The 25549-nt window shown below is 53.5% G+C and carries 18 protein-coding genes; 7 read left to right on the top strand and 11 right to left on the bottom strand.

Annotated elements, in window-relative coordinates:
• Positions 1-18 precede the first annotated feature (18 nt).
• The 5 genes from G583_RS15045 to mraZ form a co-directional block, all read right to left on the bottom strand.
• Positions 19-1635, bottom strand: coding sequence for a UDP-N-acetylmuramoyl-L-alanyl-D-glutamate--2,6-diaminopimelate ligase (locus G583_RS15045; RefSeq protein WP_022870625.1), 1617 nt, complete (start codon positions 1633-1635; stop codon positions 19-21).
• A 28-nt stretch (positions 1636-1663) separates the two neighbouring features.
• Positions 1664-3397, bottom strand: coding sequence for a peptidoglycan D,D-transpeptidase FtsI family protein (locus tag G583_RS15040; protein WP_084677319.1), 1734 nt, complete (start codon positions 3395-3397; stop codon positions 1664-1666).
• A gap of 93 nt (positions 3398-3490) precedes the next feature.
• Entirely contained in the window at positions 3491-4261 is a 771-nt protein-coding gene (locus G583_RS16350; protein ID WP_022870623.1) for a hypothetical protein, read from the bottom strand.
• Positions 4258-5283 carry a 16S rRNA (cytosine(1402)-N(4))-methyltransferase RsmH gene (gene rsmH, locus G583_RS0107800; RefSeq protein ID WP_022870622.1) on the bottom strand — a complete coding sequence of 342 codons (1026 nt, stop codon included), beginning with the start codon at positions 5281-5283 and terminating at the stop codon, positions 4258-4260. Before rsmH ends, G583_RS16350 begins: the two co-directional genes overlap by 4 nt.
• Positions 5284-5448: 165 nt before the next feature.
• Positions 5449-5880, bottom strand: coding sequence for a division/cell wall cluster transcriptional repressor MraZ (gene mraZ / locus G583_RS0107795; protein WP_029629384.1), 432 nt, complete (start codon positions 5878-5880; stop codon positions 5449-5451).
• Positions 5881-6533: 653 nt separating this feature from the next.
• On the opposite strand from mraZ, the gene G583_RS0107790 reads away from it, so the two are divergent.
• Positions 6534-8462, top strand: coding sequence for a hypothetical protein (locus G583_RS0107790; protein WP_169558777.1), 1929 nt, complete (start codon positions 6534-6536; stop codon positions 8460-8462).
• Between the two features lie 94 nt (positions 8463-8556).
• Here the strand turns inward: G583_RS0107790 and G583_RS0107785 are convergent, their stop codons facing one another.
• The gene (locus tag G583_RS0107785) at positions 8557-8943 is read right to left on the bottom strand and encodes a DUF3040 domain-containing protein (protein ID WP_022870619.1); all 387 of its coding nucleotides are present in this window, start codon (positions 8941-8943) and stop codon (positions 8557-8559) included.
• 122 nt (positions 8944-9065) lie between these two features.
• Entirely contained in the window at positions 9066-10340 is a 1275-nt protein-coding gene (gene dinB / locus G583_RS0107780; RefSeq protein WP_022870618.1) for a DNA polymerase IV, read from the bottom strand.
• 85 nt (positions 10341-10425) lie between these two features.
• Here dinB and G583_RS0107775 point away from each other — a divergent pair, with 85 nt between their 5' ends.
• Complete coding sequence (locus G583_RS0107775) at positions 10426-11502, top strand: polyprenyl synthetase family protein (protein WP_022870617.1); 1077 nt, start codon at positions 10426-10428, stop codon at positions 11500-11502.
• A 5-nt stretch (positions 11503-11507) separates the two neighbouring features.
• Here G583_RS0107775 and G583_RS0107770 read toward each other — a convergent pair whose 3' ends face one another.
• Positions 11508-11870 (bottom strand): Rv2175c family DNA-binding protein, encoded by a 363-nt coding sequence (locus G583_RS0107770; RefSeq protein ID WP_022870616.1) that lies wholly within the window; start codon positions 11868-11870, stop codon positions 11508-11510.
• Positions 11871-12100: 230 nt separating this feature from the next.
• On the opposite strand from G583_RS0107770, the gene G583_RS0107765 reads away from it, so the two are divergent.
• Together G583_RS0107765 and G583_RS16345 are read left to right on the top strand one after the other, a co-directional pair.
• Positions 12101-14026, top strand: a complete 1926-nt coding sequence (locus G583_RS0107765) for a lytic transglycosylase domain-containing protein (RefSeq protein ID WP_022870615.1) — start codon at positions 12101-12103, stop codon at positions 14024-14026.
• Between the two features lie 64 nt (positions 14027-14090).
• On the top strand, positions 14091-15404 hold the full coding sequence (locus G583_RS16345; protein WP_022870614.1) for a protein kinase domain-containing protein: 1314 nt from the start codon (positions 14091-14093) through the stop codon (positions 15402-15404).
• Positions 15405-15567: 163 nt separating this feature from the next.
• Here the strand turns inward: G583_RS16345 and G583_RS0107755 are convergent, their stop codons facing one another.
• On the bottom strand, positions 15568-16989 hold the full coding sequence (locus tag G583_RS0107755; RefSeq protein ID WP_040895368.1) for a class II 3-deoxy-7-phosphoheptulonate synthase: 1422 nt from the start codon (positions 16987-16989) through the stop codon (positions 15568-15570).
• Between the two features lie 140 nt (positions 16990-17129).
• Between G583_RS0107755 and G583_RS15025 the strand changes: the two genes are divergently transcribed.
• The 3 genes from G583_RS15025 to G583_RS0107740 all read left to right on the top strand — a co-directional run bounded on the left by G583_RS15025 (position 17130) and on the right by G583_RS0107740 (position 20298).
• A complete protein-coding gene (locus tag G583_RS15025) occupies positions 17130-17921 on the top strand; it encodes an alpha/beta hydrolase (protein ID WP_169558776.1) in 792 nt (263 codons plus the stop codon).
• Entirely contained in the window at positions 17911-18381 is a 471-nt protein-coding gene (locus tag G583_RS16340; protein WP_022870611.1) for a hypothetical protein, read from the top strand. The genes G583_RS15025 and G583_RS16340 overlap by 11 nt, the downstream gene beginning before the upstream one ends.
• A 105-nt stretch (positions 18382-18486) precedes the next feature.
• Positions 18487-20298, top strand: a complete 1812-nt coding sequence (locus G583_RS0107740) for an AMP-dependent synthetase/ligase (RefSeq protein WP_022870610.1) — start codon at positions 18487-18489, stop codon at positions 20296-20298.
• Positions 20299-20373: 75 nt separating this feature from the next.
• Here G583_RS0107740 and G583_RS0107735 read toward each other — a convergent pair whose 3' ends face one another.
• A complete protein-coding gene (locus G583_RS0107735; protein WP_022870609.1) occupies positions 20374-21801 on the bottom strand; it encodes a mycothione reductase in 1428 nt (475 codons plus the stop codon).
• 55 nt (positions 21802-21856) lie between these two features.
• Positions 21857-25309, bottom strand: coding sequence for a pyruvate carboxylase (locus G583_RS0107730; protein WP_029629379.1), 3453 nt, complete (start codon positions 25307-25309; stop codon positions 21857-21859).
• Positions 25310-25549 lie beyond the last annotated feature (240 nt).

Genomic DNA, 25549 nt, shown 5'->3' with positions numbered 1-25549 from the left:
GCATTTGACCTTACCGCGTTAGTCCGTGAGTTCCGCTGATGCTGCGCCAGTTGTGATGAATCCGTAATCGACGAGGTTACGGCGAAGAACCTCGCGATCGTCAATCTCGAAAGGTTCCCCGGCAATGTCTTGGTGCGTTTCATGCCCCCGTCCGGCAGCCAAAATTGTGTCGTGAGGCGTAGCCATCCCAATTGCGTATGCCAAAGCTTCGTTACGTGGCGCTATTTCCAATATCTCAGTGTCGGAGTTCGTGGCTTCAATGTGAGCCTTCGCCCCTTGGACGACAGGTTTACGAATCTCCGAGGGCTCTTCGTAGTGTGGATCATCATCAGTAACTATCACGACGTCAGCGTACTTTGCAGCGATACTGCCCATCAGAGGTCTCTTTGCAGTATCTCGCTGTCCTGTGGCACCAAAAACAATGATCGTTCGACCGTCGTCGTTCCGGGAACGATTCACAGCCTGTAGGGCTTGTGTTAGGCCATCCGGGTTATGAGCGAAGTCGACAATCACTGTTGGCTCTTGCGAAATAACCTCCATGCGTCCGGGCACGTCTGATTCGAAGGGCGTGTGCTTCTCGGCATTCAATATGGCGGTAATGTCGTCCCAGCCTTGGCGTTCATATCCGGTATAGACCATCACAGCGGCCAGGGCCGCATTAGCCACATTGAATTTGCCTGGCATATTGACTCGTGTTGTGACTTCATAGCCGGATTCGTGCTGCAGAGTAAATCGATGACCAATGCCTACGGTCTCAAGCTCAGTAACCTTCCAGGTGGCGGCGGGCACCTCGGTTTCGATGGCTGCCGCCGGGCCAAGGTCGAGGGTCACGGCATTGGCTATCTGTTGGGACAACGCTCTGCCCCATGCAGGGTCAGGCCCACCGTTGACGGTTACGACTTGTTTTTTAGAGTGGTCCTCATTGAAGAGGAGTCTTTTTGCTGCGAAATAGTCCTCCATAGTGCCGTGGAGGTCGAGATGGTCCTGCGTCAGGTTGGTAAATCCGACCACTTCGTACTGTATTCCGAAGGTTCGCTTATATGCCATGGAGTGTGAAGATACTTCCATGGCTGCTGCGCTGACGGATGATTCCCGCATAAGCGCAATGAGGCTATGCAGGTCTGGTGCCTCGGGCGTCGTAAATTGCGAGGTTACCGATTCACCTGCGATACGCGTCTCGATTGTCCCGATCAGTCCGGTAGTTTCGCCTAGTGCTGCTAAAAGCGCATTGACGAAATAGGTAGTGGTAGTTTTCCCATTCGTCCCGGTTACGCCATACATTCGAGGAGTTGTGGCGGCGATATTGTTGTATATCGCCGCTGCGGCATCGGCGAGTGCTCCGCGTACGTCTTCCACTACGATTGCGGGAAAATTCCTAGGGACGCGCTCCATGCCACGAGTATCCGTCAATACTGCAGCGGCCCCAGTCTGCAATGCTTGGTCAAGATAGTCCGCGCCGTGGTGATTCGCACCGGCAATTGCCGCATACAGGTCCCCGTCTTGGACGGTTTTCGAATTCATGGAGATACCAGTTATCGAAACATCGGTGGGACCCGATGTTGAAGGCTTGTACTGCCTAAGATGTTTTGTGATTGCGTCGAGTTTTACGTTGAGTTTATTTTTTGGTCGCAGCATGCTCATTGTGGTGGCCCCATTACCCGGGCTACCACGGCCTTTCCTGTGGGTCTTCGGTAAATACATCATAGCTTTGGGATCCGGTCTCGGACGGCGGAACGGAGTATTTACTCAGCAGATATTTCATGATATCGGCCGCAGTGTCGGTTACTTGCCAGGTTTCCCAGTTGCCCTGTGGCCGGTGGACTGCCACTGAAACGATGAATTGTGGATCGTCCAAGGGCACGACACCCGTAAACGATGTGGTGTGGCCGTCATATCCTCCTGCTCCAGCTGCCTGCCCTGTTCCTGTCTTACCGCCGACCCGATAGCCGTCTATTTGGGCGTTATAAGCCGTGCCTTCTTCTACGACGCCTTCCATAAGCTTCAACATTTCATCTGCTGTGTCCTCGGAGACAACTTGTTTGGGTTCTGTTGGTGGTTCCCATGGAGTTTCGACGCCGTCTTCGTCGATATAGGAATCAATGATCCTTGGCGGCATCATCTTGCCATCATTTGCAAGAGCTTGGAAGATTCGGGTGGTATGAAGTGAAGTTAGGGAATACCCTTGACCGAATGTCGTGGTGAAGTGTTGGCGACGATCCCAGTTCTCCCACGAGGTAAAGAGCCCTTTATTGACCCGCGTCATTCCTATGTCTATAGGCTCGCCAATGCCGAAGTCTTTCATGTACTCCCAGCGTTCTTGGGCACTAAGTTTCGTGGCCACTTGAACTGTGCCGGTATTGTAAGACCGGCTGAAGATTCCTGCCGTAGTCATATCAAAGGTGTCATGCGGCATGGAGTCACTGATTTCTTCGTTATTGAAGGTCTGACTATTTGGTACCGTCCACTTGTCCTCAGGCTCGACCGCTCCGGCATCCAGGGCGGCTGCGAAGGTGACTGCTTTACCAGTCGAGCCGGGCTCGAACGCTTGTGATATTGCAGTGGGGCGCCAGAAGAGCGGGTCCGTCTCGGTGGGATCTGTCGGATCGACTGTTTCGGAGTCCGATAGGGCCAGTATCTCGCCGGTTTTGGCGTCCATCACCACAATGTTGCCCCATTCCGCATTGTACTGATCAACCTTGGCAGCGATGGCTTCCTGTGCGTACCAGGAGACGTCTTGATCAATGGTCAGCTTAACATCATTACCGTCGACTGCTGGTGTTTCAGAAAACGATGCATTGGGAATGCGCACACCGTCGGCAGAAATCTCAAAAATACGCTCACCTGTCTGGCCACTGAGGCGTTTGTCCTGTGAGCGTTCGATGCCTTCCAGACCATTCCCGTCGTGTCCGTTAAACCCAATAACGGACCCGGCTACGGCCCCATTTGGGTAGATCCGATCCGCCACAGGTTCGGAGATCAGGCCGGGAATGTTGAGTTCGAGGGCTTCTTCTTTGACCTCCGGGGTAACTCTGCGTGACACAACACGGTAGGGCCGTTCTCCCACCATAATTTCTTCTAGCTCTGGATAGTCGATCTCCAGCACATCGGAGAGTTGTTGGAGCTGCTCTTCGATGTCGAGATTCACGTAGCCCGATTCTTCAGGATCCCAAACTCTGGAGTCCTGCACTAAGCGCTGGTCAACGACAAGGTCATAGCGTTGGACAGACTCCGCGAGGATCTTGCCATCTCGATCTAAGATTGAACCCCGTTCAGGTGCAAGCGTGACCGGTCTTGTCCTTCGGTCCATCGCTTGCTGAGCTTGGTCCTCTGCGTCAATACCTTGAATAAACAGGAGTCGACCGCCCAGCACCAGCAGGCATATCATTAAGAGCGACATAGTCACCTTTAATCTGGATTTTTGTGATCCAGCACCTAGTGCCTGGGGCACACGACTCACCTGCCTTCAACAGATTCAACCAGTTACCCGGCGTTAGTTGCCGGTAGGAAGACTAACCTGGGGTCCTTGAAGACTACCTACCGGTGAGTCACCATTCGCATCTGCCACGCCATTCTCAGTTGCTGAATTCGTCACACCTGACTCTGGCATGGAGATTTGCGGTTCAACGATTTTTACTGTGTCAGACTCGGGCCCCGGGACTCCCTCGTTTGTCATCGTCACTGGCTCAGTGTCAGTGTCTGCCGGCGCTTCCACTTCTGCAGGTACGCCGGTACCTGCTCGAACAGTAGGTTCCGATACGAAACTCGTTGGGGTGTTATCTGCTTCAGCAGCAGTTGCAGTACCTGTGATCTTCCCCGACGCGAGATCGATTGACGCCGACGTACCCGGCAAGACCATGCCAAGATCAGCAGCCTGTTGCGCCACCGACTGAGGTGCAGAGCTTTGGGCCAGATCTTGTACCAGCGCTTCGTTTGTCTGTGTGATGTTCGTCAGCTGGCTATTGAGCTCAACCAGGTCGTACTGTCGGTTCGAGAGCACGATGTTAACGACCAAGACCACTAGGAGCGCAACAATTGGGATGGTCATAACAAATATCGTGTACCCAATTGGTGTGCGCTTGAGCTGGCCAGAAATGACCTTGAACTGCTCCCGACGTGTGTTTGCGTCTGCGTCTCCACCATTTGGTATGGACTCGGGCTGAGTTTCTAGGTCGTGAAATTGATCATCGTTAAGAATTCTCGCGGTGGCATCCGTGGAGTATTCGGGGTGCAATACGCGGATGTTCGAGGGGGAAGTTGTCATCCGTTGCTCCTGTTTGGTCGAATCTTTTCAATTGCGCGTACTTTTGCGGAGGCAGCGCGAGGGTTTTCAGTAATTTCTTGTTCAGTGGGCTTTTCGGTGCCCCGCGTCAATATCTTGACCACGGGGGCGTGTTCCTCGAGTTCAACCGGAAAGTTGGGCGGTGTAAGACTAGTCGCGAGTTCCTGGAAAGCTTTTTTGGTAATTCGGTCCTCTAATGAGTGATAACTCATGACGACCATGCGGCCACCGATATGCAAGCCTTTGAGTGCAGCAGGCAAGGCGTCTCGGAGAATATTGAGTTCCTCGTTGACTTCTATGCGCAACGCTTGAAAGGTTCGTTTTGCAGGGTGCCCACCGGTGCGGCCAGCTGCTACTGGTACTGCTGCGCGGATTACCTCTACGAGGTCGCCTGTGCGGGAAAAGCGTCGCTGATCTCGTCTTTTAACGATGGCTGTGGCAATACGCCGTGCAAACTTTTCTTCACCAAAACGGCGAATCAGCTGTTCTAGTGGGCGCTGGTCATAGTCATTTACCACGTCTGCAGCACTGAAACGGGCCGTGGGATCCATCCGCATATCAAGCGGAGCGTCATACGAGTAAGCGAAGCCACGTTCTCGTTCATCGAGTTGATATGAAGAGACTCCCAGGTCGTAGAGGTATCCGTCAGCAGCTTCTGTTTCTGCTGTCGCTAATGCAGGGAGAATTTCCTCATACGTACCGTGGAAAGCGATAAACCGGTTGCCGTAAGCTGTAAGTCTTTGCCCTGCAAGTTCAAGGGCTTGGGTGTCACGGTCGATACCGATGACGAGTGCATCTTCAAATCGCTTCAATATCAACTCAGCATGTCCACCCATGCCCAGAGTTGCATCGACAAGTACTGGTCGACGATGCTGCTGTCGCGCAGATTCGACCCCTGGTACGAGTAAATCGATGACACGCTCAGCCATTACAGGCACATGGCGTCGGGCAGCGCTAGGAGCTTCTTGGGCATCGTGCTGACCATGTCGGTCACTAGCTGCCATTATGCTCCTTTGCGTTGCTCCGATAGTGCTGAGAAAATGATGGCTCTTAGTCCAGATCCCCATCCGTGCACCTGGCCCAGGGGAAGGCAGGCCAGCTGTCCGGATAGAGGTCTGAAATAAGAGTCCCCACCATAATGAAGTTGTATTTACCTTGAGGGCCGTTCGCTAGAACAGTCCTGGAATGACTTCCTCATCAGTTTCAGAGAATGCCGACTCCTGTTCGCTGAGGTAATCGCTCCAAGCAGTTTGATCCCAGATCTCTGCACGGGTCCCCGCACCGATGACTGCTACGTCACGATCTAGCCCCGCATACTCACGCAGCGGGGCTGGAATGGTAATCCTGCCTTGCTTATCCGGTTTCTCATCTGAAGCTCCAGATAGGAAAACACGAATATAGTCCCTAGCTTGGCGCGAAGAGAGCGGAGCTTCTCGCATCTGTTCATGCACCCTGTGGAACTCTTCCATTGAGAACACGTACACACAGCGCTCCTGTCCTCTTGTGAGCACAACGCCATCGGACAGCTCATCCCTGAACTTTGCGGGCAAGATCAGGCGTGATTTCTCATCCAAGCGTGGAGTGTATGTACCCAAAAACATTTGGCACGACCCCCCACGTTGTTTGATCCCACTTCGTTCATGCTCTGCGACCACCGTCCTCTTATTCCTCCACTTTACCCCACTTTCCCCCACAATCAATATTTCAAGTACCATTTTGCGGGAATTGCTGCCTTTTATCCACCCCCTCACGCCCACCAAGCGCATGAGATTCGCTGCATTTCAAAGAATTCCTGATGAATGGACCGAAGTGGAGCGCTTTGGGGAGGGAATTGGAGGGCGTGTCGTCGCAGCGTGAAGCCTGTGACAAAAGTAAATAGAGTTCGGCCACAAGCCCATTTCCGGTCGGATTTTTGACCCGCATACGCACTTCCCTGAACAAGTGGAGAGAAGTGGGGGCTCTTTAGGGAGCGAGGTGGGGAATGACAAAACATTGCTCGTCGACCTTTTGGCAGTGACCAACGCGCTAAAACAAAATAGCCAGTGCAGACACATCGACGACCTCGGCTCGTTAAGATAGATGCAGCAGCCATGCGTCGATATGTCCAAACGGCGTTGAATCAACTGAAAGCGACACCTTGGAACAATTACCGCCACCAAAGCCCGACCCCGCGCTCCCACCAAACACCAGAGCGCGACTCCTCACATTTTTCGCTTTCTTCGGCACCCTCGTTCTCACGGCTTGTGGCGCCGACGTGAATACGCAGCTCAAACTGCAGGAGGATCATTCAGGGCAACGTCAATTCGTAATGACCATGGCCGACGAAGACGCTCAGAACCTCGACGGAGGTGTTGATGGCGCGGCCCAAGCACTAAAAAACCATACTCCAGATGTACTGACCTTCGAGGGCATTGAACAGGAAGATGCTGGGTACAGCGCTACTTTTACAATGGACTTCGATAATGTCAGCGACTACGAAAACAAAATCAAGGCCCTACTCGACGCCTCAGATGTACCCGATGAGGCCCGTGAGATGGACGTGCAAATAGACGAGCAGCAGTTGGTGACGTCGATTATCTTCGAAGAATCGTTCTATAACGACGACCTTATGGGTTGGGCGTCAAACGCTCTGATCGAAGATGACATTGTGCCAGCAAGCACCACGGTGCTGACTTCCGGAGGTACCGCCTCCGTTGTCTATGACGGCGATGAAATCGAGACCTCCACTTCTCTCCCCCGCATTAATTTCAGTCTGCAAGATGATCGACGGTTCCATAATTTAGGCATGGACCTGGCAATCCTCGGATCAGGAGATTTTGAGATCGCCATGTCATACCAGGTCTCCCCCGACAACGCCGCGGTACAAAATAGATTCATCACTGACCGGGTACAAAACCTCAATGCCCAAGAGGGAGTTACCGGTGCCGTTGAAGACTCTGGAGCAACAGAAAACCATGATTCCGACAATGCTGAAGTGCGACAAGTTTCGGCCAATTTCGAATCTGTCGAGGCCGTAGAAGAAGGCTTACAAACTTTGCTGGCAAACGAGCAAGCAACCTTTAGCGCTACTGAGACTGTGGGGGAAGCTGCTCCAGACACCATCATCGAATACTCTGGTTCAGACTGGACTTGCGACACCATCTGTGACCCGACTAATATTCAACAATTGGACGGCGAAACCGACTATCCAGACGACTGGCAGTTGGTAGACCAACGTCGGGGCGATGGCGATTTTCAGCTCGAGCTCAATCGGGGTATGCCTTTGGACTCCATGGCCTCCACTACGCACTTACACTTCGACGGAAGTATGGAGCAGACGTTTGAATTCGTTCTAACTGATCAAACGACGGAAGAACATGAGGACGCCATAGCTGAGCGCTTCGAACCTCCTCAAGGAAGCGGTTCCTTTCGTTCCTCTAGCCAAGATGGAAGTACCGTCTACACCACTTCGTTTAAGGCACAAGATGCTCAAGCGCTTGCCGGCCAGGTCAACACTTACCTCGAAGAAAAAGGCGTTAGCGATAGTATTACGCTCCGGCACGATCCACTTGTCGGCATATGGGCGGACTACAACCTTGACGTCGATTTGTCTGCTATATGGGGACTCGCCAGAGGCGGTGTGGAAGAGTCTGCAACGTTCCATGTAGTACTGCCAACTATGCATTCAGGTGGAACGATGTCCGGAGACTTGACGGACCAAACCGTCACGGTCGAAGACTCCAGTGGCACATTTACGGTGGCCGCAAGCGGTCCAACTATGACCACCGTTTGGGTAGTGCTGGCATTAATCACGTTGCTAGTCATCGTATTCGTCGCACTGCTGATCTGGCGGAAGCGAACTGTCGATCACAGCGGGGCAGACTCGTCGGAAAGCATGAAGGGTGCACCGTATAACGTACAAGGGCCGAAGGATACACTAACCGAAACCCAGATCTTTCGGTCGCCATTGGTCCCAAAGGCACTCCGCACAGATCCTGAAGATTCGCGCACGACTCCACTGGCAGATTGGGAACATGCGCGTATATACGATCAAGCACGCCCCTTTCCAGATGTACCGATTCCCTCCCCCACAGAGCATCCACAACTGGAAAAACCCCATGACCAGCAAGATGACGCGGACAACATATCTGATACAAGCTCAAACACCCAAGGTGAGTCAGCTAGCGAAGATGATCAGAAATAGATCTGCCAGAGCTGCCGTCATGTAGACAGCAGAAAACCCGCAGTAGATACTGCGGGTTTCCATGAAAGGGCAGGCGCCAGTGGTATGGCGAACATCATTGATGACGGCGCCGCTCGTCCCAGCGAGATTCCAGCCCTTCTATAAAACTTTGATTTGAAGTTGATGAATTACTGGCGGAGCCACCACGTCCGCCGGATTTACTCGGTGGTTTAGTCGTCCGTTTGGATGCTAGATAAATACCCCCACCCATAATGATGAAGCCAACGATACCCAACCAAATTGCATCGATCGTTACGCCCGTCAGCAGGACGGCGATGCCGGCGGTTGCCATTAACACGCCTAAAACAATGTTCCGGGTAGAGAATCGGCGAGCCGAATCTTTCTTGCCCATCTGCATCTGCGACGCGAATTTGGGATCGTCGGAAATCAGCTGAGATTCAATCTCAGCAAATGCCTCTTTCTCTCTATCGGATAAGCCCACTGTTGCCTCCACATAATCTGCCGAAAATCCCTGAGAATCTCCGGTTGAGTTTGACTCTATTCTAGAGTTTTTGCCTGACGATTTGCTGATATTGTCACACCGTGACGTGTGTGACTCACCACCTATCCGTCTGACATGCGCTGTTGTCTTTCATGTTGTAGTAATGTGGCGGGTTTTATTGCTGCACTAGGAAATTTCTTAGCTACATCATCTAAAATTTGGTCAGTCGAAATCCAGTCTTGACTTGCGTCGGGCTGTTCGAAAATAGTGTCATCTTCGAAAAGCGATTCTTGTACCTCGTGCTGCACCGCTGGCTCAGCCAAGCGATCAGCCCTTACGCCGAGCAGACGTACCGGATGCCAACGCTGCTGCATTAGCATCTGCAAGAGCGGCACTGCTTGTTTAAAGAACACCGCACCTGAAGTAGCTGAACTTTGTAGTGATAGTGATTTTGTACGCGTTGAAAGCTCAGTATCTTTGACTTTGACGCTCAAGCCCCAAGCCACGAGACCCTCCTGGCGCATCCGACGCGAACACTCATAGGATAGATCAAGCAGATATTTTTCCAGCACCTGATTATCGACGATATCTCGTTCAAATGTGTGCTCAACCGATACGGATTTTGAGTCGTGACGCGGTTCAACAGTTCTCGGATCTTCGCCAGATGCAAGTGCTACTAGCTGCGGCCCAATTGCGCCTAACCATCGTTGCATTCGCCGCGGATCCTGTTTGGCAAGTTCGCCTACTGTATGTATGTCTGCATTCATCAGACGTTGATGTAGCTTGGGTCCAACGCCCCAGATCACGTTGACGGGCAGCGGTGCCAAGTACTCTTGGGTTAGCTCGATTGGAACCACCCCCAGACCATCGGGTTTTGAATGATCCGAAGCTATCTTGGCAACGGATTTGTTCGCGGCTACGCCAACGGTCGATGGGAGCCCAGTGACAGCACGCACTCGCTGCTTAATAAGTGCAGCGATTTGTGCCGGGGTACCGAGTCGTCGCCGAGCTCCACTGACATCAATAAATGCCTCATCGATAGAAAGCTGTTCAACGCTTGGGGTGATGTCGTGTAGCACTCCCATAACTTTCTTAGAGGCGTGTGAATACTTATCACGAGTGGGTTCGATAATTGTTAGGCGCGGATATAAAGCCAGGGCCTGGGACATCGGCATTGCCGAGCGGATTCCGTACTTCCGTGCTTCGTATGACGGCGAAGTCACAACCGAGCGACCTGAATTACCGCCCACCACGGCAGGTATGCCCCGAAGTTCTGGATGGTCCAATAGCTCCACCGACAGAAAGAAAGCATCCATATCAATATGTAAGATGGTCGAGTCCCACGAACTATCAGCCCACTCAGGGCGGGGAGTTGTGCTTCGACCCGTAGAGACCATATACCAATTCTACGCGGTTCTCCCAGTAAGGTTGAAGGGTCAGGATTTAAGCCGTTCGCTTCAGTCAGTCAGGAGATTCAAAACAGTGACAACGATCGATGCGATGTGGTTCCGGAACACATTACATAGCCGGATGCAGGAATTGTTAGCTGAATATCAACAACAAGCCCGCACCATCTCAGATTCTGCCGAACCGCTCGTGACATCGATCGTTGACCTGGTACAGGGAGGTAAGCGCTTACGCGCACTTCTCGCATGGTGGGGCTGGCAGGGTGCTGGCGGCGATGCGGATGACACGAGAATTATCGACGCTGGTGTTGCGTTAGAGCTTTTCCAAGCTGCGGCTCTGATCCACGACGACATTTTAGATCGCTCTGACACACGACGAGGACAGGCCTCAGTGCATAAGCGGTTCCAGAATCTGCATGACGACAATCAGTGGGTCCAGGACGGCACGCATTTCGGAGTTTCAGCTGGCATTCTTGCAGGTGACTTAGCACTTGGCCTCAGCGAAGAAATCTTCTCCACCACTGCCGATGCCACAGCATTCGCGGCTCCGGCCCGTGAAGCGTTCCACGCCATGCGATTCGAAGTCATGACCGGCCAATATCTCGACATATTAGCCGAAGCAGACATCCCAGATGACTCCGGAGTCGCTTTGGAGCGCGCCAGAAAGGTGTTGCAGTATAAATCTGCACACTACTCTGCCGTCTGGCCGTTTGAACTCGGAGGTGTCTTAGCAGGTGCTGACGACACAACCCTGTCGGCCTACCGTGACTTTTCCCTCCCTGTGGGTATGGCCTTCCAACTCGGCGATGATTTGCTCGGCGTATTCGGGGACCCGGAACTGACTGGCAAACCTTCCGGGGACGACCTGGTAGAAGGTAAGCGGACAGAACTGGTGGCCCACGCGCTCAGCAGTCTCGGTGAAAGAGAAGCTCGAATGCTCAACAACTTTTTGATGCATCCAGCAGACAGCGCCCACAGCGTCCAAGAAATTCAGGAACTGCTGGAGCGCTCTGGGGCACGCACCACCGTCGAAGCTGAAATCGAACGACTCAGTCTCGAAACACAAGGTGCGCTAGACCGACTCGCTGTCCCAGATGCTGTGAAAACCGGCCTAGAAGACCTCGTATCTGGACTCATCGGCCGACAAAACTAAAGCGCCTACCAACCCATGGCTTGAGCGCGGCGTCGGATTTCGGTCTTTCGTCCGGCTCGCAAAGCGTCAATCGGGCGTCCGGGTAATGACTCATCTTCCGTAAACAGCCACCGGACTATTTGTTCCTCATCAAAGCCGGCGTCCTCGAGCACAGTAATGGTGCCACGCAGTGGCTTCAATAAGCCTGATTCCATGAGAAATGCAGCCGGGATATAGCGGATTCGATCGTTGCCGAGTCGTATATCTAAAAGTTGTCTGTCCTTAATCATCTTGTGAACTCGGGTCACAATTACATCAAGGCGCTCTGCAACGTCTGGAAGCGTTAGCCAGCTGCCAACAAGATTTTCTAGATCACGTGTTTGATTCACATCTCTACCGTATCGCAGATATTCAAGATTTTGCGATTGGATCCCGTGAATAACCTATCTTCGAGCTGATCCGGGAATAAACTTGAAGCTTCTATTAACATTTGCACCAATAGTCATGTATATTCTCGTATGTAACATTTTCATCACGTACACCTCGACGCTACTTTTGTCACACGTTGCACAAAGGAACTTCCCCTGGCGCAGGTGCCTGACGCAAGAGGATACGTTTAATGATCGACCGTACATCCGGTGCTTCCCGGTTCTACAAAACAGCGGTTGCCACATCGGCCCTGCCGCTACTCGCGATGGGCTCTGCTGCAGCAGCTGCCCCTGCGGTGGCTGCTGCACCTGGTACGGCGCTGAGCCCGAAACCAGCGACTGCCACCAACGTGAACGCCGCGCAAAGCAAACTGCACAGCACTCTCCTGTCAGCTGATCAGCAAGCTGTCCAACTACCAGCCCGATTCACCCAAACCAACTTCCGGGCTGCCAGAACGGCCCCCTCCACCTACAAGGTGAAGGCAGGTGACACCCTCGGCCATATTGCGCATGCTGAGGGAGTATCTCTTTCGAAGCTGCTGAAGTGGAATGGCCTCAAGGCGTCCTCGGTTATCTATCCTGGAGATGTTCTCAAACTCGGAGAATCCAAGTCCACTACATCTTCTTCTTCGACTGGCTCAAGCTCTTCATCAAACTCCTACACTGTTAAGGCTGGCGACACTCTTTCCGGTATCGCCGCTAAGCAAGGCATGGGGCTGTCATCACTACTCCGTGCGAACGGGCTGTCGATGTCCTCGATCATCTATCCGGGGCAAACTTTGAAACTTTCGGGCACTTCGGCCTCGCCTTCGGTGTCAACCGGGTCAAACACCTCGAGCTCGAACTCATCGAACGGTTCGTACAAGGTCAAGTCGGGCGACACACTCTCCGGCATTGCTGCGAGCCAGAACGTCAGTTTGTCAACGCTTTTGAAAGCCAACGGTATTTCTGCGTCAACAGTCATCTACCCGGGGCAACAGCTGAAACTCTCCGGGACTAGCTCCTCGACAACCTCGACAGATTCCTCCTCGACTTCTTCCTCCAGCTACACAGTTAAAGCCGGCGATACGCTTTCAGGAATAGCCGCACGAAACAATGTCACCCTTTCAACCGTTTTGAAGGCTAATAACCTGTCCCTCTCCTCAGTTATTTTCCCCGGGCAGACTCTCAAGCTCTCAGGTTCGAATAGCTCAAGCTCGAGTAGCTCGGCAGTCTCATCGGTCAGCACCGCCAGCTCCGCCGGATCCACCTCGAGTGGCACTTATAAAGTAAAATCCGGTGACACACTCTCTGGCATTGCGGCCAAGGAAGGCGTCAGTGTTTCGACCCTTCGCAGTGCGAACAACCTAAGTGGCGATAACATTTATGCCGGTCAGTCGCTCAAACTCTCAGGGGCAACGAGTTCATCAGCAAACTCAAGCTCCAGCACTTCGAACTCAGCAAGTTCATCGAGCTACAAGGTCAAGTCCGGAGACACCCTATCCGGTATTGCCTCACGCAACGGCCTGAGCTTGCAGCAATTGCTCAGCGCCAACAGTATGAAATCCACAGATATCATCCGTGCCGGCCAAACACTCAAGCTCAGTGGCTCAGGCACCAGCTCAACCACTACTGCCTCATCCGGTAACGCTGAGCAACTTGTGGGAGACACTTTCCTCCACAGAACCTACCCGCAAGACGTTGTCGCAAATGCAAACGACAATAAGCGCGCGCTGCTCAATGCGCAGATGCCATCCCGCAGCCAGGTTCGCGAAATGGTACGCTCAACCGCGAGCTCGATGGGCGTTGATCCATCACTCGCCCTAGCGCATGCACAGATCGAATCGGGTTTCGACGCCACTGCGGTATCACCTGCCAACGCGATCGGCACCATGCAGGTTATTCCGAGTTCAGGCGAATGGGCTTCACAGTTGGTTGGCCGGGATCTCAATCTCATGGACCCACAGGACAATATCACCGCTGGTGTGGCGATCATCCGGCATCTCCAGAGCAACAACCCTGGCGACGTCGGCATCGCAGGCTACTACCAGGGCGCGGGGGGCGTCGCCAAGTACGGCATGTACGACGATACCAAGGACTATGTGAAAAAGATCAACGCGGCAAAGAGTCGATACTAAAATCACGTCCACTTACATGGAAACGATACCCGGTCAGCGTGGCTGACCGGGTATCGTATGTGTCGTGAATACACCCGCAAGCCCCTCACTCGTTGGCACTACCGTTGACAACCGTTACACCATTACGCAACGGATCGCGCACGGCGGCATGGCCACTGTTTATCGTGCAGTTGACGCCCGACTTGACCGCGAGGTCGCGCTAAAAGTTCTGCGCCCGAACATGACCGAAGATCCGGCTGTGATCGAAAAGTTCGAAGCAGAGGCTAAGAACACGGCCAAAATCAATCACCCCCACGTAATAAATGTTTACGATCAGGGGGTTGGACCAGCAGGCGATGGCAATGTGGCATTTCTCGCGATGGAGTTCATTGAAGGTCACACTTTGCGTGAAGTCATGCGTGCTGCCCACGACATGACCGTTGAAGAGATGTGGAACATTGCCCTCCCCGTCATCCGGGGTGTTGCAGCCGCACATCGCATCGGGCTCATTCACCGTGATATTAAGCCAGAGAACGTTCTTGTATCTCACGACGGTGACATTAAGGTTGCTGATTTCGGTCTGGCACGAGCTGCCTCAAATCATACGGGTACGGGTATGGCTCTGATGGGCACAGTGTCGTATATGTCGCCCGAACTTGTGACAGGAGAACAGGCTGATGAACGATCAGACGTCTACGCCCTCGGTATTCTTATATTCGAAATGTTGACCGGTAGCCGACCCTATACAGGCGAATCTGCTGTAGCTATCGCCGTCCAGCATACTAATTCTCGGGTCCCGGCGCCGTCGACACTCGTATCAGGCGTCAGTCCTGCCGTTGACGACCTTGTCCTGCATATGACCGAGCCGTCGCCTGAGGATCGTCCGGCAGATGCCACTGAAGTTCTTATCCTGATTCAGCATCTACTTGAAAATCCAGATACCGCGGACCAACTCGCGGAACATTCCCCCGCTGACGAAGCCGCTACCGACGCATTTAGCGATGTCGCAACACAACCTTTCAACCACGCTGCAACGCGTCCGTATCAGGCCAGCCCTGAGTCGGACGAAGTTGACGATCCGACGAAAGTCACCGGCCCCCCACAACCTCCGGCGCCTCCCCAGCCAAACGTGTCAATTCTGCCGCCCTCGGTGGTCGCAGGGGCAGCACCTGCTGGTGACTTCAACCATTATCAACGGGAACCCGAACCGTCTCTATCGGTGCAGCCCCAGGCCCGTTCGTTTGGCAACAAGAAGCCACATCAGCCCGCGCAGACGTTCGCACCGATCGCACCCTCGAGAGCTGCGATCCTGACGTTACTGATCATTATGGCATCCGCAGCTACTGTCTTGCTCGGCCATTGGGCAGGAACCTGGATCATGAGCTGGCTATTCGGGTAGCAGCCTAAAGCCATGCTCTCCATCACCGTGGAGCGGGTAACCGGCACGAAGATCTGTACGCTACCGTCCTCGCGAAGTTACACGCTCTCAGCAGCCGAATACTGACCCCGCAGCTGAGATTTCACACTGCGGGGTCAAACATTTTTTACATCGTTGCTGTCGGTTAGCTCGTAGCATCAGCCTTTGCTTGAGCAGATAATGCCTCCGCAACTAAAAACGCCAGTTCTAACGACTGCTGATGGTTCAACCGCGGGTCGACCAGGGTCTCATAACGCTCATCAAACGCGGATTCATCTACTTCAACAGATCCGCCTAGACATTCCGCAACATCGTCACCGGTCAACTCGATGTGCAAGCCCCCGGGATGAGTGCCAGTTGCCTGTGCCACCTCGAAGAATCCACGAACCTCGTTCATGATGTCTTCAAGGCGACGGGTCTTGTAACCGTTGGCCGCAGTAATGGTATTGCCATGCATCGGATCATTTATCCAAAGCGGTGTCGCACCGGCGGCTTTGACGCCTTCCATGATGGTGGGTAACTTTTCGCGAATAGTATCTGCGCCCATACGCACAATGAAAGTCAGGCGACCTGGTTCGCGGTTCGGGTCAAGCTTTTCCACCAGTTCCATTGCCTGGTCCACGGTCGTTGTTGGCCCCAATTTCACACCGATTGGATTACGAATGCGGGACAAGTAGTCCACATGGGCGCCATCGGCCTGACGGGTTCGTTCGCCGATCCAGACAAAGTGTGAAGACGTAATATAAGGCAGCCCGGTGCGTGAGTCCACGCGAGTCAGTGCCCGTTCATAGTCAAGCAGAAGCGCTTCGTGAGCAGAAAAGAACTCCACTGTGCGTAGCGCGTCGAAATCTGCTCCAGCGGCAGCCATGAAGCGGACTGCGCGGTCGATTTCTGCGGCAAGTTCATCAAACCGGGCATACGCTGGGTTCGACATAAAGCCCTTGTTCCAGGAGTGCACGGTCCGCAAGTCTGCAAATCCACCGGTGGTGAATGCACGAATCAGGTTCAATGTCGACGCCGAGGTGTGATACGCCTGCATCATGCGACGTGGATCGTGGCGGCGGGACTCTTCAGTGAAATCGAACCCGTTGACAATTTCTCCACGGAATGATGGCAACGTGATGTCACCGCGAGTTTCCATATTGGATGACCGGGGTTTGGCGAATTGTCCTGCCATACGTCCCATCTTGACCACGGGCATGGAAGCGCCATAAGTCAGGACGACTGCCATCTGCAAGATCGTGCGGATTCGTGAGGAAATCTTGTTTGCGGTTGCACCCGCAAACGTTTCTGCACAGTCACCACCCTGCAGGACAAAAGCATTGCCAGACGCAGCCTGAGCTAACCGTTCACGCAGCACATCAACCTCACCTGCGAACACCAAAGGCGGCACGTGCGAAAGCTCATTGAATGTATCGTCAAAGACTTTCTCGTCATACCACTGCGGTGCCTGCTTTACTTCAAGATCCCGCCAAGCGTCCAAGCCTGGATAGTCAGCAGCGCCTTGGGAAAGGTTGGTCCCGAAGGGTTCTATCGCTTGAAAATTTTCCGCAGTGTCAAACATCATGCAGCCAAGCATACGGCTCCCAATCGGGCCGTTGGTAGTTCATGACGCTATAAGCCAACACATTGATATTGCCAGCGCAATCGCTGATAAATCTGGCCCGCGGCTCCTCACTGGTTGCACAGGTGACTATGCTGGTGGCAATGGATATACAGCATTCCTCAAATTATCTTGAGCCGGAACCGGGCGGGGCACTCAATTCTGATGGAGTCCGTTGGGCAGTTCTTTTGCTGCACGGTTTTACTGCGGGACCGGATTCGGTGCTCCCTTGGGGCCGCGCCTTGGCACAAGCCGGTGCAGCTGTATCAATCCCATTACTCAGCGGTCATGGCACCAACCTTGCTGAGCTAGCCCAGACGACAGCTGGCCAGTGGCGTAGCGACGTGCAACGTGAACTCGATCGCCTTCTGGCTGGACCATACGACGCCGTCGCAGTTGGCGGACTATCAATGGGCGGCACCCTTGCCCTTGATGCCGCAGCCCATCGTCCAGTTGAGGCAACCTTTGTCGTGAATCCGGCACTGAGTTTCAAGGCAAGTGACCGACTTGGTGCATATCTGTCACCGCTAGTACATCGGATCGTGCCCACCGTAGGTCCGCTCGCCGGTGACATCAACCGACCAGGTGTAGCAGAAAAGGCTTACGATCGAACCCCTGTAGCAGCAGTACAACAGTTGGCACAGCTATTTCGAACAACCCGGAAGAATTTATCGCGGATCAATTCCCCGGTCTCACTTTATCTCTCGCGAGTAGACCGCATCGTGCCACGTTCATCCGCACGCATCTTAGAGCGTCATCTCGCTGCTGGCATATTGCGCAAGCTCGTACTTGAAAACAGTTTCCATGTTGCGACACTGGACTATGACGCCGAGACGATCCACCAAGATAGCGTCGCGAAACTTACCTCAATATCTGGAGGGCTTCGTGACGCATGACGAGAGAAACCGCGATTCCGAATGGGAAGACCTTGTTCGTCGCTTGGGTGGAAGTCCTGAGCAGGCGACAGGCGAGCCTATAGTCGAAAGTCACCAAGACAGACAACATCGGAACGTCGAAGATTTGGACGCCGATGTTCCCCACCCGACGTTGGGTGCTCCGGGCCCGAGAGACTATTCGTTGGCTGAAGAAGAACCCCTGGACTTTCAGCCACCTGATCCGAAACCAGTTTCAGCTAGTGCTCCTCGAACAGTGCTGTCGTGGCTGGGAGTTATCAGTGCTACGGTGCTGTGGATCATGGCAGGTATGGCAGGTTGGCAACTCCCCTGGTGGCTCAGTGCGGCCTCAATTTTAGGCTTTTTAGCCGGTGTCACTAGCCTGTTCTTTCTCCTTCCCAAAACCTGGGCACACCGTGACCGTTTTGACGACGATGACTACGGCAGTGGAGCAAAAGTTTAATACCGTACTATTCCGACTGACTCCGCATCATAACTCGTCAATCAAGATACTAGCCGGTAGAATGTGAGTCACATCTCACTAGCACTTACACCACAGAGGAGCCACATGCGAGAGATCACCCTTCCGTCGTTGGTTGAAGCACCACCGAACTCAAATGCTACAGACCTCATTGAGGACCATTACGCAGACGACCCAAATCTCGCCTTATTTGCACGTCAGACAGCTGCCGGTGAATGGACAGATATTTCAGTCCGCGAATTTCGTGAAGACGTCCAGACACTAGCTCGTGCACTCGCGGCCATGGGTGTCGAACAAGGCCACTCCGTCGCGATCATGAGTCCTACCCGGTATGAGTGGACACTGTTGGACTTGGCAATCTTATACGCTGGTGCCGTCACTGTGCCCATCTATGAGACATCGTCCCCTACACAGATTGCCTGGATTTTAGAGGACTCCGACGTACAAGCGGCCATCGTGGAAACCGACCAGCATAAGCGTGCGGTCCAAACCGCCATCCAGCGCGAGGGACTTGGCGATCTCCGCGGCATCTGGATCATGGACAACGGTCTTGACGACCTGCGTGCTCAAGCAGAACTCGGCCCAGATGCCGAAGCGATGGACAAACGTCGCTCCGCAGCCAATCTAGATGACGTGGCAACGATCGTGTATACCTCCGGAACAACCGGCCGTCCCAAGGGGTGCATGATTACCCACGGCAACCTGGTAAATCTATCGCTCAACGTGTTGGCCTCGGAAATGGGCTCCGTATTGCCCCGCGGAAGCAAGACCATCATGTTCATACCGTTGGCACACATCTTTGCTCGGTTCATCTCGTTTCAAGCTATAGCCGCGGGCGCAAAAGTGGGCCACACACCTGACGTGAAAGATCTGGTCCCCGATCTGAAGTCATATCAGCCGGACTTCATCCTGGCGGTCCCCCGGGTTTTTGAGAAGGTCTATAACTCGGCCATGCTCAATGCCGAGCAAAGTGGCAAAGGAAAAATCTTCAAGACTGGTGCTGCGCTTGCAGCCGAGTACTCGAAAGCGAAAGAAGCGGGCCACATTCCAGTTGGACTCCGACTGAAACACTGGGTCTTTGATAAATTGCTCTACACAAAAATTCGGGCAGCCATGGGTGGCAACGTCACCGATGCGATCTCGGGAGGTGGACCACTCGGCGAATATCTCAGCCACTTCTTCCGAGGAGTCGGTATCGATATTAAAGAAGGCTATGGTCTTACTGAAACCACCGCTCCAGTGACAGTCAATCGTCCAGGTGATCGGACTCGAGTAGGTACCGTCGGCCTCCCCATTCCGGGGAATAGTATCCGCATTGCCGATGACGGCGAAATCCTGGCGCAAGGTATCTCCGTCTTCAAGGGATACCACAATCTGCCAGATAAAACTGCCGAAGAGATTGTTGACGGTTGGTTCCATACTGGTGACGTAGGGCAGCTAGACGATGACGGGTTCCTGTCCATTACTGGACGGAAGAAGGAAATTCTTGTCACGGCCAGTGGGAAAAACGTCGCACCAGCACAGTTAGAAGATCAAATCCGCGCAGATGGACTCATCTCCCAAGTCATGGTCGTTGGCGATAACCAAAAATTTATTGCTGCGATCATTACCTTAGACGCTGAGACGGCCCCGTCCTGGCTTCAGCAACGTCAGCTTGATGACTCCATGACGATGTCTGAAATGGCTCAACACCCTGCGGTTCGTGAGCACGTTCAAGGTCTCATCGATCAGGCCAATGAATCTGTGTCTCGCGCAGAATCGATCCGCGAATTCAGAATCACTGATCAGGATTTCACCATCGAATCCGGTCAAATGACGCCATCACTCAAGATCCGTCGCGAAACTATTATGCGCGACTACGCTGATCTGATCGACGACATCTACCAGCCGACCGCATAGTATCGCCTATACAAAGTCTTCCGGATCGTGGCAGAGCTGCCCGGTCCGGAACGCTTTTACATACGCGGCACTCCGCTACAGCAACCCGGCATCTGGCACTTCCAGGCCTAACAAGGCATTTTCCACAACCTCAGCCATGGCAGGGTGAATCCAGTACTGACCTCGTGCCATTTGATGAGCGGTGATGCCAAACGACATCGCCATAATAATCGGCTGGAGCAGGTTCGTAGCTTCTGGCCCCATAATGTGTGCACCAAGTAGCAAACCAGTTGAATTATTTGCGATGAGCTTCACGAACCCATGTGAGTCCTCCATGGCCCAGCCGTAGGCTGTGTCCCCGTAATCTTGAATTTTTACGGAGATTGCATCCTGCCCGAATTGAGCACGTGCTTCGTCTTCTGTCAATCCTGTACTAGAAATCTGCGGGCGGGTAAATACCCCTGCAGGTACCGGCCCCAGCGTATCTGATTTCATGTCGGCCGGGTTTTCCAAATTATGCGCGACCACCCGCTGTTCATGGTTCGCTACGTGCTTCAGCATCTGTGGATTTGCGATATCCCCGATAGCCCAGACGTCCTCGAGTGGATGATCATTCGATAATACCCGGAGATACTCATCCCTTGCAATTACATCGCCGGCCAAATCGATATCAGCAGCTTCCAAATTCAGTCGATCGGTATTGGGAACCCGACCCGTAGCCAACAACACGACATCGCCGGTGAAAGACTCGACGATGTCATCGCTATTCTGTCCTGTCGCAGTGACGTTGATTCGCAGCTGGTCACCGTCTGTCTCAACAGAGTGTAGCGTGCGGTTTAACGCAAGTTCCCATTGTTCCTGTGCGACGCGGGTGAATCGTTCCGAAACTGTTTTGTCGTGGCTGGATAGAAGCTGCCCGGAACGGTTGACTTGGATTACCTCCGACCCTAACCCGGCGAAAATCGCAGCAAATTCGGAGCCGATATATTTTCCACCAACGATAATGATGCGTTTAGGCAGCTCCTCCAGTCGCATCACGGTGTCAGAAGTGTGCACGCCGGGGAGAGTTGTTCCAGGTACATCAGGCAAGCTCGGCCGAGAACCTGCAGCAATTACAATCTGCTCAGCTTCAAGAACACGTCCAGAAGTTGTTGTGAGTTGTTTCGGGCCTGAAAAACGAACTTCTTCGGTGATGAGGGTCGTGTGATCCAGTTCGACATCACGGTACTGCTTACCGCCGTCTGAAATAGCATCGATTCGAGAGAAAATACGATCGCGAATCGCTGGCCAATCTGCTGATCGGAAGTCCATATCCACGCCAAGTCGTGCAGCGTCAGCAGGATTCGACGCTAACTGCGACGGGTACGCGAACATTTTGGTTGGAATACAACCAACGTTTAAACATGTTCCGCCAAAGACACCAGAGTCAATGATCGCGACTTTTTTATCATCCCAATGGGGCGTAATAAGTGAATTACCGGACCCAGAACCAATGATGGCCAGATCGTATTTTTCGATGCTCATGCCATCAGTGTAATGGTTCCGAATCCGGTAATGACGTACTGGTTCACACCCAGCGTTATGCTTGGTCAAGCACCACTATGAGGTCGTTGCCTGCAACTGGGGTTGGTGACGGCAGTACCACGCGCGAGACTGTACCGGCTACCGGCGCAGTAATGCCGGCTTCCATCTTCATAGCCTCGATAGTCGCCACGGTATCCCCGACTGCTACGGTGTCGCCTTCTTCGACAGTGACGGACACAGTCCCCGAAAACGGAGCGGGCACATGGCCCTGTTTGGAAGCATCCGCCTTTTCAGCTTCATGAACGCTGGATTCGACAGACCGGTCACGCACATCTACCTGGCGTTGTTGCCCGTTGAGGGTCACCATGACGGTTCGCATGCCCTTATCATCGGCTTCTGACACAGCTTGAAGAGTCGTGAGCAACCGGACGCCTTTCCCAAGCGAGATGACATGCTCGTGCCCCTCAACCATTCCATATAGGAAGTCACGGGTATGCAGCACCGATGTATCGCCATACTGGCGTACGTGCTCCTCATACTCTGCTGTGGGCCCAGGGAACAGCAGATGATTGAGCGTTCGGCGACGTGTTTCGCCAGGCTCATCGAGTTTGGCTGCATCGTCCGCCGAGATATCTTCAAGCTCAATTCCGGTTGCCTTGCGGCCTTCTAGGGCTTTAGTACGGAATGGTTCGGGCCAGCCACCTGGAGGATCTCCAAGTTGGCCCGAAAGGAATGCAATGACAGAGTCCGGAATGTCGTAGTTTCCGGGGTTCTCTTCGAAATCGGCCGGGTCTGCATCCGCAGATACCAGGGCCAATGCAAGATCGCCGACCACTTTGGAAGACGGGGTGACTTTTACGATGTCGCCGAGAATGTCATTGGCAGCCGCATACATGTTTTCAATATCTTCGAACCGTTCCCCAAGGCCTAGCGCAATAGCCTGTTGCCGTAGATTGGACAGCTGCCCGCCTGGAATTTCGTGGGAGTAGATACGTCCGGTTGGTGCCGGGAGACCCGATTCGAAAGGTGAGTAAATCTCACGTACCGATTCCCAGTAGGGCTCCATTTCAGCAACATGTTCCAGATCCAAACCGGTTTCGCGTTCTGTATTGTCCGTTGAAGCGACCAACGCTGACATCGAGACTTGCGAGGTCGTACCGGCCATGGCCGCAATAGCGGTGTCAACTGCGTCTACACCTGCTTCGGAGGCAGCTAACAAGGTTGCGAGCTGGCCCCCGGAGGTATCGTGAGTATGCAGATGAACCGGCAGGTCAAAGTTTTCGCGCAGCGCAGTAACAAGCTTCGTCGCCGCGGCGGGACGAAGCAGTCCGGCCATATCTTTGATCGCTAGTACATGTGCACCAGCCTTCACCATCTGATCGGCTAAGCCAAGGTAGTAATCAAGCGTGTACAGCTGCTCTTTCGGATCCAGCAAGTTGCCGGTGTAGCAAAGCGCGGCTTCTGCAACCGATGAGGTGTTTTCACGGACCGCAGTAATAGCGGGAATGATCTGGTTGACATCATTCAGCGCATCAAAGATACGGAAGATATCAACACCTGTTTGTGCCGCTTCCTCAACAAATGCTTCAGTTACACGTTGTGGGTATGGCGTGTACCCGACAGTATTGCGACCGCGAAGCAACATTTGCAGCGGGATGTTCGGCATTTCCTCGCGAAAGCGAGCAAGACGGTCCCATGGATCTTCAGACAAGAACCTGAGTGCAACATCATACGTAGCCCCACCCCAGACCTCTGCAGATACGAGGTTGGGCAATAGGTGCGAGACCGCTGGAGCTGCAGCAAGCATATCTCGTGTGCGGATTCGAGTCGCCAGTAGGGACTGGTGTGCATCGCGGAACGTCGTATCCGTGACCCCTAGGCCCTCGTAGTCACGTAGTGTCTGTGCAAAACCTTCCGGTCCTTTTTCAAGCAGCAGGTCGCGCCATCCAGAAGGAGGGGCAACCTTCGACGGACCATCAAACGGGCTTCGGTCGGGTTCATCGGACTTATCGCCGGGGAAATGGGGCAACTTCTTCCGTGGATCCATGCCTTCAACTCGCGGACCATACGGACGGTTGACCGTGACATCAGCCAGGTACGCGAGTGCACGGGACCCCCGGTCTTGAGACCGGTTAATCTGCGTCAGGTAAGGGTTTTTATCGATGAAGTCTGTTGCAACGTCACCGTCAATGAACTGTTGGTTGTCAAAGACGTTGAGGAGAAATGGAATGTTTGTGGCAACACCACGAACCCTAAATTCAGCCAGCGCCCTACGAGCCCGACGCTGTGCCGTTAGGAAATCGCGACCACGGGCAGACATCTTGACCAACATCGAGTCGAAGTGCGGAGAAATTTCCGCACCCGTGTAGATCGTTCCCCCATCCAGTCGAATTCCTGAGCCTCCGGCAGACCGGTATGCGGTAATTTTTCCAGTATCGGGACGGAAGTCATTGGCCGGGTCTTCTGTCGTAATACGGCACTGAATAGCTGAACCGCGTACGTAGAGGTCCTCCTGACGAATGTCGAGGTCTTCAAAGGTTGCCCCCGCAGCAATGCGCAGCTGTGCCCCTACCAGATCCACATCGGTAATTTCTTCGGTAATCGTGTGTTCAACTTGGATGCGCGGGTTCATCTCAATGAATACATGCTGTCCGGCACGCGCACCTTCGGTATCTACCAAAAATTCCACAGTGCCGGCATTGCGGTAGTTCATTGCCTTAGCAAATTTCACAGCATCATCGTAGAGGCGCTGACGCAGCTCGTCATCAATGTTGGGCGCAGGTGCAATCTCGATGACTTTCTGGTGTCGTCTCTGCATTGAGCAGTCACGCTCGAACAGGTGTACGACATCACCGTTGCTGTCAGCCAGGATTTGAACTTCAATGTGCCGCGGACGCAGTACTGCTTGCTCAAGGAAAGCTGTTGGGTCGCCAAAGGCTGTGTCTGCTTCATGCATAGCCGCCTTCAACGCTTCAGCCAGGTCTTGTGCCTTCTCAACACGTCGCATGCCACGGCCGCCACCGCCGGCAACGGCCTTGACGAAGAGTGGAAATCCAATGTCTTCGCCTTGTGCGATGAGTTCATCCGCATCAGAGGACGGCGCTGTGGATTTGAGAACTGGCACACCAGCGGCTTCAGCTGCACGCAGCGACGCAACCTTATTGCCCGTTTGTTCAAGTACATCTGCTGGTGGGCCCACAAAGGTCAAACCGTTTGCTTCGGCTTTCCTTGCGAGTTCTGCGTTCTCAGAGAGGAACCCATAACCTGGGTAGATGGCGTCGACGCCCGCTTCCAAGGCCACGTTGACAATGCTATCCACATCGAGATACGCCCGTACAGGGTGGCCTTCTTCGCCGATCCGGTACGCTTCATCGGCTTTTTGCCGGTGAATCGAATTACGGTCTTCATAAGGGAATACGGCTACGGTCTTTGCATTGAGTTCGTGACACGCGCGGAATGCACGGACAGCGATCTCGCCTCGGTTTGCAACCAGAACTTTCTTAAACATTCGTCCCCCACCGTTGCTTTCGGCCGAGTTAGCTTGAGTATCAGCCAAGGTACCTCCATGGATGTTGGTGCTGCTGTCACGATTGGCAACAGACGCTCAGGTATGTCCCACGATATCGTTCGTGTATACATTGAACATATGTGATACTACCCACGCTGGAGGTCATTGCAAAAATTATGTACGTCACAGGGACGAACACCGAAAGCAGCCCATTCGCTTGTTAGAATGTGTTATCGACCA

The organism is Yaniella halotolerans DSM 15476, from assembly GCF_000420805.1.
Classification (GTDB): domain Bacteria; phylum Actinomycetota; class Actinomycetes; order Actinomycetales; family Micrococcaceae; genus Yaniella; species Yaniella halotolerans.
Note: the sequence above shows the minus strand (reverse complement) of the source record. Positions and strands in the feature narration are given on the sequence as shown.

Bases quoted from the DNA above. Each gene is read 5' to 3' on its own strand.
- G583_RS0107765 (WP_022870615.1), top strand. From the start codon at position 12,101: ATGATCGACCGTACATCCGGTGCTTCCCGGTTCTACAAAACAGCGGTT.
- G583_RS15025 (WP_169558776.1), top strand. From the start codon at position 17,130: ATGGATATACAGCATTCCTCAAATTATCTTGAGCCGGAACCGGGCGGG.
- dinB (WP_022870618.1), bottom strand. From the start codon at position 10,340: ATGGTCTCTACGGGTCGAAGCACAACTCCCCGCCCTGAGTGGGCTGAT.
- G583_RS0107740 (WP_022870610.1), top strand. From the start codon at position 18,487: ATGCGAGAGATCACCCTTCCGTCGTTGGTTGAAGCACCACCGAACTCA.
- G583_RS15045 (WP_022870625.1), bottom strand. From the start codon at position 1,635: ATGCTGCGACCAAAAAATAAACTCAACGTAAAACTCGACGCAATCACA.
- G583_RS16350 (WP_022870623.1), bottom strand. From the start codon at position 4,261: ATGACAACTTCCCCCTCGAACATCCGCGTATTGCACCCCGAATACTCC.
- G583_RS0107755 (WP_040895368.1), bottom strand. From the start codon at position 16,989: ATGATGTTTGACACTGCGGAAAATTTTCAAGCGATAGAACCCTTCGGG.
- G583_RS0107730 (WP_029629379.1), bottom strand. From the start codon at position 25,309: ATGTTTAAGAAAGTTCTGGTTGCAAACCGAGGCGAGATCGCTGTCCGT.
- mraZ (WP_029629384.1), bottom strand. From the start codon at position 5,880: ATGTTTTTGGGTACATACACTCCACGCTTGGATGAGAAATCACGCCTG.
- G583_RS15040 (WP_084677319.1), bottom strand. From the start codon at position 3,397: ATGTCGCTCTTAATGATATGCCTGCTGGTGCTGGGCGGTCGACTCCTG.
- rsmH (WP_022870622.1), bottom strand. From the start codon at position 5,283: ATGGCAGCTAGTGACCGACATGGTCAGCACGATGCCCAAGAAGCTCCT.
- G583_RS0107735 (WP_022870609.1), bottom strand. From the start codon at position 21,801: ATGAGCATCGAAAAATACGATCTGGCCATCATTGGTTCTGGGTCCGGT.